Annotated in this window: 13 protein-coding genes and 1 tRNA gene; 2 read left to right on the forward strand and 12 right to left on the reverse strand. The window is 58.2% G+C overall.

Annotation, left to right across the window (positions count from 1 at the left end; all coding sequences use genetic code 11):
* Positions 1–19 precede the first annotated feature (19 nt).
* The 12 genes from AAEZ08_RS09830 to AAEZ08_RS09885 all read right to left on the reverse strand — a co-directional run bounded on the left by AAEZ08_RS09830 (position 20) and on the right by AAEZ08_RS09885 (position 15,223).
* Positions 20–1,105: a DUF8606 domain-containing protein gene (locus AAEZ08_RS09830; protein WP_125875576.1), complete on the reverse strand. Its 1,086-nt coding sequence runs from the start codon at positions 1,103–1,105 to the stop codon at positions 20–22.
* Between the two features lie 16 nt (positions 1,106–1,121).
* Positions 1,122–2,810 carry a restriction endonuclease subunit S gene (locus tag AAEZ08_RS09835; protein ID WP_095460910.1) on the reverse strand — a complete coding sequence of 563 codons (1,689 nt, stop codon included), beginning with the start codon at positions 2,808–2,810 and terminating at the stop codon, positions 1,122–1,124.
* Positions 2,807–3,775 carry a virulence RhuM family protein/type II toxin-antitoxin system death-on-curing family toxin gene (locus tag AAEZ08_RS09840; RefSeq protein ID WP_003285667.1) on the reverse strand — a complete coding sequence of 323 codons (969 nt, stop codon included), beginning with the start codon at positions 3,773–3,775 and terminating at the stop codon, positions 2,807–2,809. The genes AAEZ08_RS09835 and AAEZ08_RS09840 overlap by 4 nt, the downstream gene beginning before the upstream one ends.
* Positions 3,772–5,238: a type I restriction-modification system subunit M gene (locus AAEZ08_RS09845; RefSeq protein ID WP_102821577.1), complete on the reverse strand. Its 1,467-nt coding sequence runs from the start codon at positions 5,236–5,238 to the stop codon at positions 3,772–3,774. The genes AAEZ08_RS09840 and AAEZ08_RS09845 overlap by 4 nt, the downstream gene beginning before the upstream one ends.
* A 2-nt stretch (positions 5,239–5,240) precedes the next feature.
* Positions 5,241–6,377: an HNH endonuclease gene (locus AAEZ08_RS09850; protein ID WP_500124181.1), complete on the reverse strand. Its 1,137-nt coding sequence runs from the start codon at positions 6,375–6,377 to the stop codon at positions 5,241–5,243.
* Between the two features lie 236 nt (positions 6,378–6,613).
* Positions 6,614–8,977: an EcoAI/FtnUII family type I restriction enzme subunit R gene (gene hsdR, locus AAEZ08_RS09855; RefSeq protein ID WP_500124182.1), complete on the reverse strand. Its 2,364-nt coding sequence runs from the start codon at positions 8,975–8,977 to the stop codon at positions 6,614–6,616.
* A 277-nt stretch (positions 8,978–9,254) separates the two neighbouring features.
* Entirely contained in the window at positions 9,255–9,902 is a 648-nt protein-coding gene (locus tag AAEZ08_RS09860) for a peptidase M15 (protein WP_500124183.1), read from the reverse strand.
* Between the two features lie 710 nt (positions 9,903–10,612).
* Positions 10,613–10,688 (reverse strand) — tRNA-Thr (locus AAEZ08_RS09865).
* 91 nt (positions 10,689–10,779) lie between these two features.
* Positions 10,780–11,541 carry a DUF3618 domain-containing protein gene (locus AAEZ08_RS09870; RefSeq protein WP_058064217.1) on the reverse strand — a complete coding sequence of 254 codons (762 nt, stop codon included), beginning with the start codon at positions 11,539–11,541 and terminating at the stop codon, positions 10,780–10,782.
* Positions 11,538–11,963: a phage holin family protein gene (locus AAEZ08_RS09875; RefSeq protein ID WP_003285659.1), complete on the reverse strand. Its 426-nt coding sequence runs from the start codon at positions 11,961–11,963 to the stop codon at positions 11,538–11,540. Before AAEZ08_RS09875 ends, AAEZ08_RS09870 begins: the two co-directional genes overlap by 4 nt.
* A complete protein-coding gene (locus AAEZ08_RS09880; RefSeq protein WP_500124184.1) occupies positions 11,960–12,718 on the reverse strand; it encodes a F0F1 ATP synthase subunit B family protein in 759 nt (252 codons plus the stop codon). The genes AAEZ08_RS09875 and AAEZ08_RS09880 overlap by 4 nt, the downstream gene beginning before the upstream one ends.
* Before the next feature lie 450 nt (positions 12,719–13,168).
* Complete coding sequence (locus AAEZ08_RS09885) at positions 13,169–15,223, reverse strand: glycoside hydrolase family 5 protein (RefSeq protein ID WP_500124185.1); 2,055 nt, start codon at positions 15,221–15,223, stop codon at positions 13,169–13,171.
* 532 nt (positions 15,224–15,755) lie between these two features.
* Between AAEZ08_RS09885 and AAEZ08_RS09890 the strand changes: the two genes are divergently transcribed.
* Both AAEZ08_RS09890 and AAEZ08_RS09895 read left to right on the forward strand, forming a co-directional pair.
* Positions 15,756–15,968: a hypervirulence associated TUDOR domain-containing protein gene (locus AAEZ08_RS09890; protein WP_058064215.1), complete on the forward strand. Its 213-nt coding sequence runs from the start codon at positions 15,756–15,758 to the stop codon at positions 15,966–15,968.
* Between the two features lie 3 nt (positions 15,969–15,971).
* The gene (locus AAEZ08_RS09895) at positions 15,972–16,553 is read left to right on the forward strand and encodes a DUF488 domain-containing protein (protein WP_106155435.1); all 582 of its coding nucleotides are present in this window, start codon (positions 15,972–15,974) and stop codon (positions 16,551–16,553) included.
* Positions 16,554–16,577: the final 24 nt, after the last annotated feature.

Below are 16,577 nucleotides of genomic sequence, written 5' to 3' on the forward strand. Positions count from 1 at the left end.
GATCAAAGCAATTCGCGAATCAGGCTTTCACGCCGAAGCGTTCTTTCAATCGGTCCACCGTCCAGCGCCACTTCGGGGTGGTTGGGCGGCAGATGGTGTTCTGGTTGCCGAACAGGCCGACTTCCTTGATGGCTTCGTTCAGCGGTAGGCTGAACAGCCACTCCACTGAGACGAAGTACTCACAACGCTCCGGGTCATCGGCCAGGTCACGGTGATAATTAGCGCCGTTGAGCAGTTCCAGCGCCGGCACCTCGGTGCCTTGATAGGGAATACGAAACTCGATGGCTGGGGTGGCATGGCCTGTAACCCGCGCAACGCCGACATAGCCGGCGCCGGGGACGTTTACCCAGATGCGGTCGCCAGGGCTGAGTACCTTCAGGCTGTTGCTGTACCAGCTGCCACCACCGCCGCAGATGAAGCCAAACTGCCGTGCCTCGGGCCAGGAGCGGCTGGGGCCGTGGCCGAAGGAGCAGTAGAACTCGCCGTTCCAGGGCTCGCTGGGCGTGCCGGGCTTAGGGACGGCGGTGGGTTGCGGCGCCTCGGCGGGATCGAGCAACCAGGCGCGGCTGATCAGTTGCTGCTCGCCAAGCTGGAACACCTGGAAGCACAGCACATTGATCGCGATATCGCGCTCGCTGAGGTAACTGACGATGCGCTCGCTGCTGGCATCCAGCTCGGCGGCGACGATGACGATCTGATGGCTCTGATTGAGCGACTCGATATCCAATGGCGCGCCGAAACGCGCCTGGAAATCAGCAGCCAGATCGCCCTGCGGCTTGAAGCGCTGATAAATGGCGGCAATCTCGTCCGCCTCAAGATGCTCGACCCAGGCGGCATAATCCAGCGCCTGCGCCACCACTTCGCGCGGAGTGCGATCGCGTTTGAGTTCGATCAGCACCAGCGAGGCATCCGGCGCCAGTGCCAGCAGGTCGATGCGACCACCATAGCCGGTGCTTTCCTGCTGACCGATCAGCAGCCAGTCCTCCGAAACCAATGCCGGTGCTGCGACGATCATATTCTCGAGCAACTGCTCGCTGACTAACCGCGCCGCCTTGAGGGCTACGGGTTGCGCTCCGACGGTCCAGACTTGCGTGCGTATAGGCATCCCTGCACTCCTGCGTTTAGGCCACGGCCTGCTCGACCAATGCGGTAGCCAGCTGTTCATTGAGTTGGCGGGCCTGGGTTAGGCGGGTTTTGAGTTGGTCGCAGAGGGCCATCAGTTGATCAACTTTGGCGACGATGCGGTGTTGTTCTGGGAGCGGCGGTATTCCTATCAGCGTATCCAGAACATCTTCACGCGAAATACCTGGTATGGCGATGCCAATAGACTTGCTATGGAAATGCGCAGACATCGAGAGCAGCATGTTTCTAGCAAACTGGGCATCGACAATGATTGGGCGAATAGCCATAAGTTGGCGGCTTATTGCGAACTCATCCTGATCAACAAAGTTGGTTTTACCGACACCGGCCCCTTTGACTGTCAGCAGAATGTCACCTTTAATCGAAGTCGCGCGGCGCTCATTGGTGAAACGCGTAGGCCGAGGGTACGTTTCTCCAAAATCAGCCGGCCCGGTCAGATATGGAATTGCTCCGTCCCTAATGCTTTCAAAATATTCATCGGGGCCTAAGTGCTGCCCTGAAATTAGTTCAATTACTTGGCCAAATCGGACAGACTCCCAGCCATTAGGCGTAGAGGCTAGCTTGTCGTTATCTGTGATTTCGGGAAGTTGCTTCGTCTTGCGGATCTTTCCTTCCGCGACCAAGCGCGCTTTTTCCTTAGCAATCCGTTTAAGCAGTTCACTGGCTGGCTCCTCGCTGGGATCTTGCGGCACCAGTTTGCCCATCACAGCCAGTTGCAGCAGGGATTGCTTGAGGGCGTCGATGCTGGATTCGGTGGTGAACAGGGTGTGGAAGTGTTCAGCCAGGCGCTGCCAGCTGGCGGCGAAGTCCTCGGCATCGGCGGCTTGAGTCAAGCTATCAAGCAGCGCTTGCACCAGTTGGGCGTGGGCGCTTTCGGCGTCGGCCTGCTGGGCTTCCAGGCGGTCGCACAGGGCCATCAGCTCATCGACTTTGGCGACGATGCGGTGTTGTTCGGCTTCGGGGGGGAAAGGTATTAGAAATTGAGACAGCTTCCCAATGCTGAGTCCTTCACGCGAAACCCCTACCTGCACATCCATAACGGTCTGCTGGACCAGTTGCGAGACCAGCACCACATGAAGGAACGGCTGAGTGTTGCTTGAAACTGGCCGAATAATAGTTACGTGCTGACTAACGTTACCTGTATCAAAGTTAGAAGGAACTGCGGCACAGCGCCCAATGGACGCGCCTGTGATATTGAAAAGCAGGTCACCTGCTTCAACATGTGTTCCTGACATTTTTTGGTGTGTTGCTTCAGGTATGAAAGCAACGTCATTAAGACGAAGTCCTTCATTCCAAACGTTCTGAGATCGAAGGAATTTGACCCCTTTAGCCACGTAAGCCTGCTTCCCGCCTAATGGAGTGCTACCGGCCCCAATTTTTTTGAGCAGAGAATCAAGCCTTACCCACTCCCAATCAGTGGGTATGACGAATGGCTTTTCTTGGTCCTCAATCTTCGCAAGCGGCTTCTGCTTCTTAATCTTGCCCTCGACCACCAACCGCGTCTTTTCCTCGGCAATGCGCTTTAGCAACTCACTGGCCGGCTCATCATTCGGATCTTGCGGCACTAGTTTCCCGCGCACCGCCAGTTCCAGAATCAGTTCGCGCAGTTTCTTGATGCCATTAGGTGCACCGGCCAGCAGCGGCAGGTTGTCGGTCAGCAGAGCGGTCATGGGCGATTTTCCGGGGCAAGCATGTTCATGATCAGGCGGATCAGGGTGTCTTTCTGTGCGGGGGCGGATTCGGCAACCAGCAGGGTTAGGGCTGCCAGACCGGTGTCATTGATCACGGCATTGCCCTCAGCATCGAGCAGGCGGCCGTTGCGGTGCAGGAAGTCGACGAAGAGATAGGCGCCGCTGCGTTTGTTGCCATCGGCGAAGGGATGATTCTTGACCACGAAATACAGCAGGTGCGCCGCTTTGCTCTCCAGGCTCGGGTAGGCCGGCTCGCCGAATACGCTCTGTTCGAGGTTACCGAGCAATGCAGCCAGGCCATCGCCGCGTTCGCGGGCGAACAGGTCGCTGGCTTCGCCACGGGCCATCAGCTGGGCTTTGAGTTCAGCCAGTTGCCGGCGCGCCTGGGCTGCGTCGGGCAACTCACCGCCGGGGCTGCCCGTTGGCTCGGTGAGCAGGCCTTCGTCGTAGCGCTGCAGCCAGAGGAAGGTCTGGGTGTAGCGGCTGACGATTTCCACTAGCCCACGCCCGCCGGCTTCGCCCAGTTCGGGCGTGCGAGCGGCCTTGCGCACCAGTTCCAATGCCGCCTCCAGCTCGCGAGCGTTGGCCTCGAAGCGTTCGCGGTTGAGACTGTAGCCGCGTGTCAGGTGTTGCTTGAGTACCTCATTGGCCCATTGGCGAAAGCGCGTGCCTTCACGGGACTTCACCCGGTAGCCGAGAGAGATGATCACGTCGAGGTTGTAAAAGGTCACCGGCTTGTCAGAGCCAGCAATGTGCAGATTTTGCACATTGCTTTCACGCTCCAGCTCGCCCTCGGCAAAGACGTTGCGGATATGCCGGCCGATCACAGTGCGGTCACGGCCGAACAGCTCGGCCAGCTGCTCCTGGCGTAGCCACACGCTGTCGTGCTCGACGGTGACGGCGATCTGGCCGCTGGCACTTTCATAGATCGCGACGTCGCTCATGGCCGCTCCAGCGCCTCGGCCAGCACGGCCTTGAGCTGGTCGCGCAGCTGGCTGATTTCGCCTTGCAGCTGGGCGTAGTCCCGCAGCAGTTGGTCCGGGTCGTGGCTGATCTGCTCGCCGACATGGGGGTTCTTGCAGTCGAGGTTCCAGTTGCGAGCTTTCAGGTCATCCAGGCTGACCTTCCAGGCGAACTCGTTTTCCACGCGTGCGGCAAAACCATCGGCCTCGCTGCCCCACCACGCCTCTTCTACGGCGAACTCTTCGATACGCATGGGGCGCGTCTTGGAGTAGTTCTTCACGCCGGCTGGGTACTGGTGCTCGTAGAACCACACCTCTTTGGTCGGCGTGCCCTTGGTGAAGAACAGCAGGTTGGTCTTGATGCCGGTGTAGGGGTTGAACACACCGTTGGGCAGGCGAACGATGGTGTGCAGGTTGCACTCGGTGAGCAGCTTTTCCTTGATGCGGCTTTTGATGCCTTCACCAAACAGGAAGCCGTCAGGAAGCACCACGGCGGCGCGGCCGCCGTCTTTGAGCAGGTGCATGATCAGCACCAGGAAGAGATCGGCGGTTTCGCGGGTGCGGAAGGCGGCGGGGAAGTTGGTTTCGATGCCGTCCTCTTCCATGCCACCGAACGGTGGGTTGGCGACGATGCAGTCGACCCGCTCTTTCGGCCCCCAGCTGATCAGCGGACGGGCCAGGGTGTTGTCGTGGCGGATCTGGTTCGGCACTTCAATGCCGTGGAGGATCATGTTGGTGGTGGCCAGCAGGTGCGGCAGCGGTTTCTTCTCTACGCCGTAGATGCTCGCCTGCAGTACCCGTTCATCCTCGGCGGTTTTCACATAGCGGCTGCGCTTGTGCTCGATGGTGCAGGTGAGGAAGCCGCCGGTGCCGCAGGCCGGGTCCATGACCTTCTCCTCCAGCTTGGGATCGACCATGCGCACCATGAACTCGGTGACCGGGCGCGGGGTGTAGAACTCGCCCGCGTTGCCAGCGTTCTGCAGATCGCGCAGCAGCTGCTCGTAGAGGTTGCCGAACTCGTGGCGCTCCTGGGCCTTGTTGAAGTCCACGCCCTGCTGGATCTTGTTGATCACCTGGCGCAGCAGCTGGCCGGACTTCATGTAGTTGTAGGCGTCTTCGAACACGCTGCGCACCACAAAGGCGGATGGCGTGTTGCTGTATTCGTGCAGGTTCTGCAGCTGCGGGAACAGGTTGTTGTCGATGAAGTCCTTCAGCGCATCACCGGTCATGCCTTCCGGGTCGGCAGCCCAGGTGCGCCAGCGGCAGCTTTCGGGGATGGGCGAGCGGTAGTTGTCGTCCATCAGCTCCCATTCCAGCTCGCGGTCATCGAAGATCTTGAGGAACAGCAGCCAGACCAGCTGACCGATGCGCTGGGCGTCGCCGTCGACACCCACGTCTTTGCGCATGATGTCCTGGATGGATTTGATGGTGGAGCTGATGGACATGCTTACTTCCTAAACAGATTGTCACGATGCCAGGCCAGGTATTCACGATGACGCGCATCGATCTGGCGCAGGCGAAGGTCGGAGGTGATATTGAGCGCTCGAGCGCTGTCTGGGTCCAGATCCTCGCCAAGGAGAATCTGCCCGTGGTCGTCGAAGCTGATCAGGCCCTGGTCGAAAGCCAGGTCGAGGTTCGGTGTCAGCAGGAGCCCGTTAAACGGATCGAGCCGCTCTGCCCCACTGGCGACGCGCCAGGGTTTGATGTGTGAGGCGCGCAACAGCATCGGCACGCAGCAGTCGGTGACGGCACAGCCGCCCCAATACCCAAGCAGTTCATCGCGATAGCCGCTTTGACCCACGCGCGCCTTGATCAAGGCGTCGCGTTCGGTGTCTGTCAGCGCGATGTCTTCTGGTAGAACCCGAGCTAAGTCGGCGGAGCGCTCCGAGTTCGAAGCCAGCGGCCGCGGCTCGTCTAGTAACTCGTCCACCAGCACCAGCAAGGCCGCGCTGTTGTGGAACCCTACATCCACACCATAGGCAATGTCGCTTGCCCCTCCGTTGCGCCGCGTTGGAAAGCCGCGCAGATTAGTGTTGTGGTAGTAGCGGGTATGCCCCCTTGCAATACCGGGCTGCAATAACAGGTTTTGTACGACAGCCTCGTATTGTGGATGAAGCACGAGAGGCGCTTGCAGGCGAGCGTGGATACTGCTGCTTTGCTTGACGTACACAGGGGACGCCAAGTCTGGATGATCAAGGCGGACTACTTTCAGGCCTGATTGGGCAGGTTTCGTGAACCCTCGCTGCTTCAAAGTCGTAATGACTTCGTTAATGCTAAGCATGCCGACATCTGAGGTCGGCACTGCTTGCTTTGCTACCGACTGCAGCTCGCTTGACTGCGGTGCTTCGGTGGACGCTTCGCCCGATATCCATCCCATTTGCTGCAGTGCAGCGTTAACCTCTGGGTACATGTAGGCTCTACTTTCCCCTGTTTCGGGATCATCATCAAAGCCAGCAATGGCATAAACCTTCCACTTCGGGCTAGGGATACCAAGCGCTGTAATAAGTCTGCCTCCCAATCTTCCATATTGGATATTCGCTACTTGGAAGCTGGCTTTCCCTACCAGGGCAGCCAGCTGCGTCATTGTGCATGCGTGCCCAGGAAAGCGAGCGTGCGCGATGAGCATGTCACGCTGTAGCGCTGTTATTTCTGGCTCGATGGTGCGTAGCGCACGGATGTATTCGTCCGTGCCTGGAGGGGTAATTCCACGTAGCGTGGACCCCTTGGGCGCTGATGCCATTTGTATTTCCAAAGAAGGCTGCAAGTCGGTTACGTTTTGAGTGGCTGTCGCTTAGCGGACAGCGCGGCTAGCCGAAGGCATCAAGAGCCATACAACTCAGCCTCTAGATCGTGAATGGCTTGCTGATAGCCAGGCTTACCGCCAAACGCCCTCACAAGTTCCACAGGTGCACCTAACTGGCTGAAGGGTTCAAGCTGCAAGATCTTGATGTCTTCAATGTGCTCAATGCCCGTATCGGCGTACTTGTCGAGCAACGCCTCGAGCACCTGACGCGCAGCGCCGGAGTATTTGGCGAAGTAGTTGCGCTTCTTGACCTGGTCGGCACGCTCGCGGCGCGACAAGGGCGGCTGATCGAAGGCAACGTGGCATATCAGGTCAAACGGATCCAACAGCTTGCCCTGCTTCTTTTCCACTTCTTCGGCCAAGGCTTCCCACATCACGCCCTGAGCAGCCAATTCGTCAATGATCGCCCTCTTCTGCTCGGCAACACTCCAGCGACGGAGAAAGTCGTCCAGCGAAGCGAACTGCTTTTTTACGCAGGTGCGGGTGTAGTCGTTCAGCGACTCGGTAATGAGCCGGCCGTCCGGACCGTAGTACTGCACGCGCTCGGCGATGACATAGATCGGAATGCTGTCGATGACGTACTTGATGCGCTTTTTGCCGCCCTCTTCGCCAGTGAACTCCAGCTCACCGGCCTCGGCCTCGCTGCCTGCGGTAATACCGTCGCCTTCCGACAGATCGTCCGGCGGGACCGGAGGCTCATCGCCTGACGGGGCGTAAATCACAACGGGATCACCATCGAAGGCCGGATCGGCAAACAGCTCGGTGGCTTTCTTGAAGTCCATGATGGTGAACCAGTACTTGCCGAAATCCTCGTTGATACGGGTGCCGCGGCCGATGATCTGCTTGAACTCGGTCATGGATTTGATGTGCTGGTCGAGCACTACCAGCTTGCAGGTCTGGGCATCAACACCGGTGGTCATCAGCTTGCTGGTGGTGGCGATGACCGGGTAGCGCGACTCAGGGTCGATGAAGTTGTCCAGCTCGGCCTTGCCTTCCTGATCATCCCCGGTGATACGCATGACGTACTTGCGATTCTCGGCCACGCGCTCAGGATTGAGGTTGACCAGCGCCTGCCGCATACGCTCGGCATGATTGATGTCGTCGCAGAAGACGATGGTCTTCTGGAACGGATCGGTGGCTTTGAGAAACTCGGTGACCTTCTGCGCTACCAGCTGAGTGCGCGCCTCGATGACCAGGGTGCGGTCCATGTCCTTGAGGTTGTAGATACGGTCTTCGATCAGCTCGCCATTCTTGTCGAGCATGCCCTTCGGTGGCCGCCAACCTTGCAGGTCTTTGTCGAAATCGATCCGAACCACCTTGTACGGTGCGAGAAAGCCGTCTTCGATGCCCTGCTTCAAGGTATAGCTGTACACCGGGTCACCGAAGTAGGTGATGCTGGAAACCTCTTTGGTTTCCTTCGGTGTAGCGGTCAGGCCGACGTGGGTGGCACCAGAGAAGTAGTCAAGAATCTCTCGCCAGGCCGAATCCTCAGCTGCGCTGCCGCGGTGGCATTCGTCAATCACGATCAGATCGAAGAAGTCTCGGGAGAATTGCTTGTAGACGTTCTGCTCTTCCTCGGCGCCGGTGACCGCCTGATACAGCGACAGATAGATTTCGTAGGACGTGTCGATCTGCCGTTTTGCGATCTTGGTCATCGCCGCGCCGAAGGGCTTGAAGTCGTTGTTCTTGGTTTGGTCGACGAGGATGTTGCGGTCGGCCAGAAAAAGGATGCGTTTCTTCTGCTTCGACTTCCACAGCCGCCAGATGATCTGAAAGGCGGTGTAGGTCTTGCCGGTGCCGGTGGCCATGACCAGCAGAATGCGATCCTGCCCACGAGCGACGGCCTCAACAGTGCGATTTATGGCATTGGTCTGGTAGTAGCGCGGCATACGCCCTGAGCCGTCGTCGTAGTAAGGCGCCTCGGCCTTCCGCCGGGCATCACCGTCCAGGCCCTTCCAGCGGCAATAGCGTTGCCAGAGTTCGGCGGGGCTGGGGAACTGGCTTAGGCTCAGCTCCGTTTCGACCTGATTCCCCGTGCCACTGCGGTCATGGAACAGAAAGCCATCGCCATTACTGGAGAACACGAAGGGCACATCCAGCGCCTCGGCATAGCCCAATGCCTGTTGCATACCGGAGCCCAGGGAGTGCTTGTTGTCCTTGGCCTCAATAACGGCAAGCGGAAGGTTCGGCTGATGATAGAGAATGTAGTCCGCTCGGCGTGACTCGCCGCGGCTGTGCAGCTTCCCGCGCACGATGATGCGCCCTTTGGTGAAGCTGACTTCCTCACGGACCTGCTTCTGAAGATCCCAGCCCGCCATGGCGATCGCAGGCGAGATGAATTTGCTGCAGATATCCCGCTCGGATAATGACTTCTTGTCCATGCGCCGGTCCCAAAATCAATAGCAATTCGGACGCCCCGACAAGGGCGATACATGCCCGAGCCGAACAACCTGAGGAAGCGAGTACGTATTAATGAAACCGCGCTTGAAGGCCATCCTTGACGTGCAGCAACACCGCTTAGGGATGTTGCGATGGCCACAATATCTTTGTGCCATCACCGGGTAAAGCTAAACCCCTAGCGGTCCGCTCAACGGACCTGCTCAGATCCATTCATTCAACATGAAGCAACGTCGAGCGATCGACCACGTCGGTTTGAATTTATCCCAAGCTGGCTAACCAAGGCCGGATGATCGCTTTGCGCCCCTCCAAACTAAGCGTGGCGACGCCCTCCTTCACCAGCGCCCCCTTATCTCCGGTATGCGGGTTTGCAACATAGGTGTTTATAGAGGGCAGCATGTTCGGGTTCGCGCTCCACCGTAAATTGAACGCCGCCAGCTTGGGAAACCAGAATTGGCTGGCGTATGGCAAATTGTCGTGAATCCACCAAGCCAGCGGCGTCCAGTCCTGCCGCTCCTCATACCAGGGCAACAACGCCGGCACCACAACACAAGCGGTCGCACCCAGATAGCCGTCGGTATCCAAGTAATCCCAAATATGCCCACCGTAGTTGCTCTCATTTGCGGCGCAACTATATTGATTTTTATTTTCTGCGCCCTTCGCATTGACTGCCGGAGCCCGATAGGCAGAGCGAACGCAGATCCGGCCAAAACGATCTTGGAGCGGCTCCAGCAATAATTCGCAAAGCTGACGCCCAGCTTCAATGGCACGGTCAGGGTAATCCGGGATGTTGGGAATGCCTTCAATCTGCGAGATTTCCGAGTACAGGAAATCTCGCATGAAGAAGTGCCTGGAGAGTCTTACGCGTCCTAGATCCTCTAGGGCGGCTACCGTAGCCGGCTTTTTCATCTGTATTTGCTCCTTGCTACCGCGTTGGTGAGTTCTGTACTGCAGTTGCCTTTGGCGCCCGCTGTTGCAGTCGCAGACTGGACGGCTCTGCTTGATGAGTCGGCCGCTCACACAATATGTCTACGGAGAAGACACATCTAGCCTGGCTACGTGTACAGGTAAAGTTTTCGAGCGGGATCATCCAGGTCCAGAGCTCGTGCAGGTCTGGGTACGGCCGGCGAAGCCCGCAGACGCATGCCTCATACCGAGGCTGTAGGCTGCATAAGAAAAAGCTCAGCGTCTTTGCCATCAAAACAGGAATTGGACGGCCGCCGATATGGTCAGCCCGGAGAGCCGGTACGCATCGCTGAAATGTCCATTTCCGTGCGTACCACCTTGCGCACCACGTTTTGCGTACCAGCACTGAGGTGGTATCCAAGCGGCGGTATCCAAAACGGTATCCACCCAAACCATACAAATGCCACGTTCGCATCCCAGGCTGAACGGCGTGGCGCAGCGCGCAGCCGGCAAAGGGGCAGCCCCAGGCCACTTCGTCCAGGGAATGATGGAGGAACTCTATTGCGTGTGTTTCGGCAAACCATACAAAGCCGATGATCTGCCAGCATCGCTCATCCGCCCTGCTCACTCGACAAGGCTCCCGAAACGTAACCCCGGCGTAACCCCGACCCAGAAACGAAAAAGGCCCGCATAGCTGCGAGCCTTGATTTCATTGGTGCCGGAGACAGGAGTCGAACCTGCGACCTTCGCATTACGAATGCGCTGCTCTACCTACTGAGCTACACCGGCGCCAGGTGGCGGATTATCGGGGGTTCTGTAATAGGACTCAAGCCCGTGTACGCCCCGACACAACAATCCGCATTACCTGCCTGCGCCAGTCTCAGTGCGGTCGCGAAGCCGGTTGGCCATGGTCGCGCTCGATATCGTGCTTGACCTGACTCGCCAGCTGCTCGCCTTCGTTACTGACCATCTCATAACCCTCGCGGGCCTTGTCTTTGAGCTTGCCGGTCAGCTGGTCGCTCTGCTGCCCCATCAATTCGTCTTCACGACGTGTAGGGGGTACCGAGGCGGCCAGCAAGGCTCCCAGCGCGATGCCTATGGCACCTAGCGCCAGCGGCTGTTCGTTGAGCAGCTGAGTGAACCCGCCTCGAGCACGGTCTGCGGTATGGCGAAGGCTCTCGGCAGCATGCCGGCTGGAGTCGCTGACCCGGTGACGCGCATTACCCAGTGAACTGGAAGCGTCGTGGCTCATCTGCGCCGCCTTGTCCTTGATGCCCGTGCCCTGCTGCTTGAGGCCCGAAGCTTTGGCTGCCAGCTTGTCCGTCATGGACGGACCTGAGGTGGCAGTACTCGCGCTGTAGTCGGGGCGCCGATTCTGCCCTGCCATCAGCCATACCAACCCAACGGAGGTTAACAACGTCGGCACCGGATTGGCTTTGACGGTATCGGTGAGGTTGTGCAGGAACTCGCTGCCGCCACCTTTGGCATAGCCCAGTGCGGTATCGATCATCTGGCCGGGAGAAAGCTTGCTCTCCAGCGCATGGACGATGTTGCCGATTTCTGCACGCTGCTGGTCGATCTCGCGCTCCAGCGTGCTCGGGTCCTTTTGCGCTTCTACATCTACCTGGTTATGTGTGCTCATGCGTGCCCCCTAACTGCTTCTTTATCCTTCTGCAGCGAATGAATGGTGCGGTCGGGTTTGAGTGAAGAGGCTTCGAACTTCTTCTTGCCAGCCGAAACCATGACCATGCCGATGACGACGACAACAACCCCGACGATCAAAGCAGCAAGCCAGGGCTCCATCATGGTGCTGAGGAAGTAGACGGCAGACATCAACAGGATGATGAAGCCTGCCAGCAGTACAGCACCGCCGGTTGCGACACTGGCAGCACCGGCTTTCGTAGCGCGAAGCGATTCAGTCAGCTCAGCTTTGGCCAGCGCCAGCTCTTTGGTGAACAAGGATGGCACTTCACGGGTCAGCTGGCGCAACAGGCCACCAACCGAATTGTCATGCTCGGCGTTGCCCGGTTCGTAGGGCGTGTTGAGGTTGCGTTGCTCGTTCATCGATTAAGCCCTCCGTTAGTGCCTTTGCCATTGCTGCCGACGCCGGTCGTGGTGCCGGTAGTCGGTGACATGCCTGGGTTGCCGCCAACAGGCGTACTTGGCGTACCGCTTGCGATACGCGAGTCCAGTTCAGACTGGCTCGGCAAGGTTTCAGCGGTCACGTCAGCAGGGACACCCAACGGTGAGGTGGGATGCGGACGGCTGGCATCAAAGTGTCCGTAGTCGGTAGTAGGCTCTCGGGCCGCAGAGTCAGCACGATGGCTCGATGCGCGGGCGAAACGGGTCAACCCGAAGCCCAACGCGATGCTACCCGCGATGAACAACCCGGGATTGTTCCGCGCCAGTCGGTTTACGTCACCGACGAGCTCATCGACACTTTTGCCGCGCAGGTTGTCGGCCAGGTCGACCATGCTTTGCGCCATATCTGAAACGTAATGCGAGAGCCCGGTACTGTCCTGATTCTCCAGCTCACCGGCTGCAGCCTTCACGCTCTGCGCAACCTTCTCAAGCTCGTCGGCAGCAGTGCCGCGGTAACTATCGAGCTGGGCTTTCCCCTGGCTCTTGACCTGCTCGCCAGCCTCACGGGCTCTCGCCTTCAAGTCCTCCGCGCTCGGAACAGCACCGGAGCTGCTCATCCGATCAGAACCAGCAGAGCTCGCTTGGGGATTGGTCTGTCCGGACGGCGCGCCCGTCAGCGGGGAATCGGTTTTGGCTTGGCCGCCGTAACCTGTGATCTCTTCATCGGGTGTCGTCATTTTGTCCACCTTTATAGGTTCATAGATTGGCCGGATGACCACGGTCCGTTGAAGCACAGCAATGCGGGGTTGCCGCGGCCGTGCAATTGTCAGTGCGCACATAAATGATGACCGGACCCCATTTTTTGAGTTCCGTGGTTTTAGCCAGGCGGTGCAAGACATTGGCGCCGGGTTTGAGTGGGCACCTACGGCAAGCGGGTGGGTAACGCGGAGCAGCGGCCTGATGGCCATCTGCCTATAAAAAGTACGCACGCGGCGCGCTAGGCGGGTTACGACATTGACGCGATGAAACAAGCGAAACGGCAAGAATCACTACAATTTTGACTGACTGGTCAGCGCACTTGCAGATTCCGCTGAACTGTCGAGCCGACGAGCTGCAAGGCCTTACAAACGGCCGAAACGCAAAAACGGGCCCGAAGGCCCGTTAGAGGTTTGCAAGGTATCCAGCCGTTACAGCGGACCGATGCTGGTGCAGTTGTGCGCAGTCTTGGCGTGCTTCTGAAGAACCGGAAGCTGTGGACGGTGCTTGCCACTCACTACATCCAGAGACAGTGCGTACTCGCCCCACCAGGGACCAGCTGCCCAATAGGTGCTGGGGATGCAGTTCTGACGCAGGTAAGTCATCAGGTTGTCAGTTGCGACGATGGCCGAGGGCGAGAAGTCTGGTACGCCGTGCTCACCGATGTAACCGCGCAGCTTGTTCTGCTTCAGCCATTCAACGAAGGGCTTGACGCGATTGACACCAATCATCGGATCGAACTTCTCGGTCTTGTCGAAGTAGTTACCCGAGAAGTCCTTGTCGACATACATATGCGCTTCGTAGACCAGGTTGTTCTTCGGATCGCGCATCCACGGATTGGTGATCAGCTGAGTGTTGTAGTGAGGCCAGTGGAAGGCACTCGACCAACGATCGCCCGCTACGTAGATCCAGCGCTGGGAGTCGACGGTACGGATCGCCTGAGCGGCAGCCAGGGCAGCCTGCGGCCAGAGTCCATTGGTGGAGTGCGGCTCGTTCATCAGACCGTAACCTTCGACGGCGGGATGATTGACCACTTCCTGCGCAATCTGCTTCCAAACTGCAGCGAAGGAACTGATCGGTACATCCTTGGAGCCGATCAACTTACCGAAGTAGCGGTAGTAGTTATGCAGGTCGAGAATCACTTTGACATTGTGCTTCTGGGCAAAATCCAGCGACTGCTTCAGGCGCGCCAGCTCTACAGTGTTCAGCGGCGTTCCCAGCTTGGGCTGAATGCGCTCCCAGAGAAACGGCAGGCGAACCAGTGGCATGCCCAGATCGGCGTACTTCTTGTAGTACGACTCAGCCGGGTAGGTGTAGTTAGTGCCGTGGGTACCCGGGACTACGGAAGGACCAAAGCCTGCCCCGGACAGGTTGACGCCAACCAATAGCGGCTTACCGTTAGTGGTATCGGGGGCCGAAGGAGCTGGAGTCACCGTTGCTGGCGGAGTTGTCAAAGCGGGGCCCGAAGGAGCGCTGGTCGATGTGCTGACTACCGACACCGTTTTCGGATAACCGAGGGATGTGCCGTTGATTGCTGCACCCTCGAGGAAAACGCTCATGTTGCTGCCAACCAATTGAGCGCGCAGCACCTTGCGCGTCTGGCCATCAGCCAGCCTCACCAGAGCGCCAGCCTTGAACGCAGCGACGTTGGCAGTGCTTGCCTGAATTGAGAAGCCTGCGGATGCGCGGAACACGCCATTGAGCCAATCGGTGTTGGTGAAGTTGTTCAGGTTGCTGGTTGCAATGACCGAAGTTGTCGGCGTAGTTGGAGCCGGAGTGGCAGTAGTAGTGCCAGCCGTTGCCAACTTGTTAGGTGCACCTACAACACTTCCATTTACCGCCGCGCCTTCTAGATAGACGCTCATATTGGCGCCGACGATTTGTACTTGGGTAACTTTGCGAACCTGGCCATCAGCCAGCCTTGCCGAGGCACCCACTTTGAACGCTGCCTTGTTCGCCTCGCTGGCAGGAATCGAGAAGCCAGGAGACTTGCGCCATACACCATTGAGCCAATCAGTATTAGTGAAAGCGTTGATGTTGGTCGAATGCGCGGCGATGGTTGCCGGTGCAGTGGTCACCGGAGCCGTTACAGCCACGTTGCCGATACTCACCACCTGTGGAGCGCCGACCTTGTTGCCGTCGAGCTTTGCGCCTTCCAGGAAGATGCTCATGTTGCTGCCGACGATCTGCGCGCGGCTGATCTTGCGCACCTGACCATCAGCCAGCCGTACCGAAACGCCAGCCTTGAAAGCAGCCTGGTTGACGGCGGTAGCAGGGATCGAGAAGCCAGCACCGGTACGCCACACACCATTGAGCCAGTCGGCATTAGTGAAAGCGTTGATTTTGGCAGAAGCGGATGCTGCAGCAACTGTAGTGGACGCAGCCGCATAAGGAGCAGTTGCAACGGTAAAGCCACCCAGGAGGACGGCAGTGGCGATGGAAGCTACGAGTGCCTTGCGGGCACCGAAAAACAGGTTGGTGGACATTGAGTCTCTCCGGAACTTACTACTTCAAAGGCAGAGCCTTTAAAAAGTGACGGGAGGTCGATAAGTCGTGGGGCGATGCTTGAAAGGAAGCCGCTAAATCACAACAAACGAACCGTTCAACAAGAAATTTCCCGTCGTCCACCCCCTGAACAAACCGGTCAAACGTCTTGCGTGGCGGTTTTATAATAGCTTTCAGAAAATAATGGAAATTTTTATGGCGCTATTAGATCGCCAGAAAAACGCCACAAAGCTACTTATAACATTAACTTGCCAGTACTCACTCAGGGTAAGGTGTCGAAGTGATACTACGCCGAACCGCTTTAGTTGGCATTTTGGCGTTCAAAAAGCGCCGTTTTTTTGAATCATCAAACTCTGCGGAGGGATTAAATCCTATTTATCGAGGCGACGAACGGTATATGGATTTTGCGCGATACAACTCCCCGCGCTTCAGTTCGGCCACCGGCTTTTCCAGTGGAGAGTCATGGACCTGCTGCGGTCCAACGCCTGATGACCAAGCAAACGAGGAGGCACTATGAGCCAGCGCTATAAAGTAGGTGATCATGTGAGCTGGAATTCCGAGGCAGGACGGGTTCGTGGGCGCATCATTCGCGTGCATACGGCCGACACCGAGTTCATGGGCCGGACACGGCGCGCCAGCCCAGACGCTCCGCAGTACGAGATCAAGAGCGACAAGACCGACCATGTGGCGATGCATAAAGAGTCGGCACTGCGAAAGTTGGACTGAGTCATGACTCAGCCAATGACGGTGTGGACCATCGGCCACTCCACACGCACGCTGGAGCAGTTCATCGATGTGCTGCGCCACCACCAGATCGAAGCCATCGCCGATGTCCGGCGTTTCCCAGGCTCCAGGCGACTTCCACAGTTCGGCGAAAATGCGCTACGCGAAGCGTTGGCGGCGCATGGAGTGCACTATTGTTGGATCGAGGAGTTGGGCGGCCGGCGCCGTCCCGTAAAAGATTCAACCAACTTGGCGTGGCGCAATAGCTCGTTTCAGGGCTACGCCGACCACCTGCAGAGCGCCGAATTTCAACGGGGCCTGCAATGCCTGCTGCAAATGGCTGCCAATGAACGCACCGCGATGATGTGTGCGGAGGTGCTCTGGTGGCGCTGTCATCGCTCGCTGGTATCCGACGTGTTGAAAACGCGAGGCATCGAAGTGCTGCACATTCAGGATGAGAAGCCGCCCGTAGTCCACCCTTTCACCGCCCCAGCGCGACTGATTGGCGGGCAGCTAAGCTATGCGGCTAGTGGCGGGGAATCGCTGAGAAAGGAAATAGGCAGCGGGCAGATCGATCTGGATCTGTAGCGGCGTCGAGCTTGCCGCTGGGCG

The organism is Pseudomonas sp. E45-MNA-CIBAN-0222 (assembly GCF_040310405.1).
GTDB lineage: Bacteria > Pseudomonadota > Gammaproteobacteria > Pseudomonadales > Pseudomonadaceae > Stutzerimonas > Stutzerimonas stutzeri_AC.

What these genes read in the sequence shown, in the direction of transcription:
- AAEZ08_RS09830 (WP_125875576.1), bottom strand. Translation starts at nt 1,105, where the DNA reads ATGCCTATACGCACGCAAGTCTGGACCGTCGGAGCGCAACCCGTAGCC.
- AAEZ08_RS09835 (WP_095460910.1), bottom strand. Translation starts at nt 2,810, where the DNA reads ATGACCGCTCTGCTGACCGACAACCTGCCGCTGCTGGCCGGTGCACCT.
- AAEZ08_RS09840 (WP_003285667.1), bottom strand. Translation starts at nt 3,775, where the DNA reads ATGAGCGACGTCGCGATCTATGAAAGTGCCAGCGGCCAGATCGCCGTC.
- AAEZ08_RS09845 (WP_102821577.1), bottom strand. Translation starts at nt 5,238, where the DNA reads ATGTCCATCAGCTCCACCATCAAATCCATCCAGGACATCATGCGCAAA.
- AAEZ08_RS09850 (WP_500124181.1), bottom strand. Translation starts at nt 6,377, where the DNA reads ATGACGCAGCTGGCTGCCCTGGTAGGGAAAGCCAGCTTCCAAGTAGCG.
- hsdR (WP_500124182.1), bottom strand. Translation starts at nt 8,977, where the DNA reads ATGGACAAGAAGTCATTATCCGAGCGGGATATCTGCAGCAAATTCATC.
- AAEZ08_RS09860 (WP_500124183.1), bottom strand. Translation starts at nt 9,902, where the DNA reads ATGAAAAAGCCGGCTACGGTAGCCGCCCTAGAGGATCTAGGACGCGTA.
- AAEZ08_RS09870 (WP_058064217.1), bottom strand. Translation starts at nt 11,541, where the DNA reads ATGAGCACACATAACCAGGTAGATGTAGAAGCGCAAAAGGACCCGAGC.
- AAEZ08_RS09875 (WP_003285659.1), bottom strand. Translation starts at nt 11,963, where the DNA reads ATGAACGAGCAACGCAACCTCAACACGCCCTACGAACCGGGCAACGCC.
- AAEZ08_RS09880 (WP_500124184.1), bottom strand. Translation starts at nt 12,718, where the DNA reads ATGACGACACCCGATGAAGAGATCACAGGTTACGGCGGCCAAGCCAAA.
- AAEZ08_RS09885 (WP_500124185.1), bottom strand. Translation starts at nt 15,223, where the DNA reads ATGTCCACCAACCTGTTTTTCGGTGCCCGCAAGGCACTCGTAGCTTCC.
- AAEZ08_RS09890 (WP_058064215.1), top strand. Translation starts at nt 15,756, where the DNA reads ATGAGCCAGCGCTATAAAGTAGGTGATCATGTGAGCTGGAATTCCGAG.
- AAEZ08_RS09895 (WP_106155435.1), top strand. Translation starts at nt 15,972, where the DNA reads ATGACTCAGCCAATGACGGTGTGGACCATCGGCCACTCCACACGCACG.